5 protein-coding genes are annotated in these 1939 nt (G+C 54.4%); 3 read left to right on the top strand and 2 right to left on the bottom strand.

Annotated elements, in window-relative coordinates; translation table 11 throughout:
- Nucleotides 1-439: alcohol dehydrogenase catalytic domain-containing protein (locus tag AB4043_RS25740; protein ID WP_442308551.1), on the bottom strand; the 439-nt coding region annotated here is incomplete at its 3' end.
- 116 nt (nt 440-555) lie between these two features.
- On the opposite strand from AB4043_RS25740, the gene AB4043_RS25745 reads away from it, so the two are divergent.
- The 3 genes from AB4043_RS25745 to AB4043_RS25755 all read left to right on the top strand — a co-directional run bounded on the left by AB4043_RS25745 (nt 556) and on the right by AB4043_RS25755 (nt 1537).
- Nucleotides 556-978 carry a hypothetical protein gene (locus tag AB4043_RS25745; protein ID WP_442308554.1) on the top strand — a complete coding sequence of 141 codons (423 nt, stop codon included), beginning with the start codon at nt 556-558 and terminating at the stop codon, nt 976-978.
- On the top strand, nt 945-1109 hold the full coding sequence (locus AB4043_RS25750; RefSeq protein ID WP_442308552.1) for a helix-turn-helix domain-containing protein: 165 nt from the start codon (nt 945-947) through the stop codon (nt 1107-1109). Before AB4043_RS25745 ends, AB4043_RS25750 begins: the two co-directional genes overlap by 34 nt.
- Nucleotides 1110-1201: 92 nt before the next feature.
- Nucleotides 1202-1537 carry a cupin domain-containing protein gene (locus AB4043_RS25755; protein ID WP_442299311.1) on the top strand — a complete coding sequence of 112 codons (336 nt, stop codon included), beginning with the start codon at nt 1202-1204 and terminating at the stop codon, nt 1535-1537.
- Between the two features lie 25 nt (nt 1538-1562).
- On the opposite strand, the gene AB4043_RS25760 is transcribed toward AB4043_RS25755, so the two are convergent.
- A partial coding sequence (locus tag AB4043_RS25760; RefSeq protein WP_442308553.1) for a hypothetical protein occupies nt 1563-1939 on the bottom strand: 377 nt, incomplete at its 5' end.

The raw sequence follows: 1939 nt of genomic DNA on the forward strand, positions 1-1939 counted from the left end.
CAGTGAGAGCGCCAACTGGAAGCGTTGAAGCTTCTTCATCCGTGAGATAAGTAGGAGAATGAACCAGAGCGTCCTCATTCAAAAGCAGGTATTCGGCCAGCCCTCCGTGAATGGTATTACCCAGCGTATGCACAACTTCATCGACTGCTGGCGGCCCATCGATCCACCGCGTCGCATAGTTCGAGATGACGCGATCTCCGACACGGAATCGCGACACCCCGATTCCAATCTCCACTACGTCTCCGACTGTATCCGCCACTTGAGTCATCGGAAACGGAAGGTCAGGGTTGTAGGTCCCTTCGACGACCATTTTGTCGCGGTAATTCAGTGATACGGCGCTGACGCGGACTAGAACGTCCCGTGCACCCGGCTTTGGAACCGGCACATCCAACTTCTTCAGGTTCTTCAGACCGAAACCTTCCAGTACCCAAGCTTTCATGCGATACCCCCAATGTATTTGGCAACCTCAATGCATCGTCACCTTTGATGAGCTTAGGGCGCAGGCGTCTCTACAGATAGTGGCAATATCGACGTTGTTTATGCAAAACTTGCCATGTGCACATTGTCCTGTATCTTCCGGAGGCTTTCTATTCTGCGATCGCTTCCGCGTTTGTGGAAACGCTTTTAGCGATCAACGGGGTGCGTGGCGACAAGGCATTTTCGTTCGAGTTCGTTTCGAGCAACGATCACGCTTGTTCAAAGTCGGGAATCATCTATCCGGTTAAGTCGCGCCCTTCCCGCAAGATGGATGTCCTGGTGTTGCTGACGGGCGTCGGGCTAGACGTGATGGAATCCGTTTCTGCCCTGGAAGAAGAGTCCGAACGTGTAAAGCCGTTGGTATTGCTTGCGAAGCGGCAGAAAGCCCGTATTGCTGCGACCTGCGGAGCTTCCTACATCCTCGCAAGGCTGGGACTCTTGAATGGGAGAAGTGCAACGATTTCGTGGTGGCTTGGGAAAGAAGTGAAGCGACAAAGCTGAGCGTCTCTGAGATATGCTTCCGCGTCGGTTACCAGGATTCTGCTTCATTCGGTAGGCTTTTTGCGAGAGTGACGGGACTGACGCCGGGTGCGTTTCGCAAAGAGCTTCGTCCCGCAACCCGGTCACGGTAAGCTACCCACGAGACGTAATTATCGGAGAGGACGCGGTCGTTGCCTTCTCCTTTGAGCTTTTGATAGAAGAACGGTTCGGAAAGGAGTTTTCGATGGAAGATCGCGCATTTGAAGTCATCAATCTTTCCGTCGAGTCAGCCGGAGTGGATCGGTATGACAACCATCCCATCGCTACGGTGAACGACCATGAAGTGCGCATCAGCACGATGACGGAGGCTTACCATTGGCATAGTCATCCCGACTCAGATGAATGCTTTCTGGCACTCGAAGGAGGCATCTACATCGACTTCGAAGATAGAACTGTGACACTGCCTCCCGGTCGTATGATCAATATCCCGCGAGGAACTCTCCACCGCACACGGCCGATTGGGGATCGCTCGGTCAATCTGACATTCGAACGCGCCAACGCGCGGAGTGACGCGGGATAAGCAAATGACACGCTGATTGCGAATTCTATGGGGCCTGGCGGTAGCCGACGACTTCGCCGTCACGGAGTCGACGAACGGTATGTCCGCTCAAAAGCGTCACGAAATCCGTGACGGCTCTCACGAGGTTGCTTTTTGCGACACCGTCCCGGGCCTGTACCGATATGCCGTGAAGCATCGCGGCGGTGAGGTTTCCCAGAGCCTCCGGATCGATTCCGCCGGGCAGTTCGTGGTCGCGTGCCGCTCGTTCGAAACGAATGATGATTGACTCCGTTCGACGGCGGCGATGCTCCTGAAGCCATTTTGCGATCTCATGATTTTCAGAGCTGAAGTTTGTGGCTGATGTGACAACCATGCAGCCTAACGGGCGACGTTTGCGCTTCTGGGTGTAAAGCTCCACCGCAT

It is taken from the genome of Terriglobus sp. YAF25, from assembly GCF_052113305.1.
GTDB lineage: Bacteria > Acidobacteriota > Terriglobia > Terriglobales > Acidobacteriaceae > Terriglobus.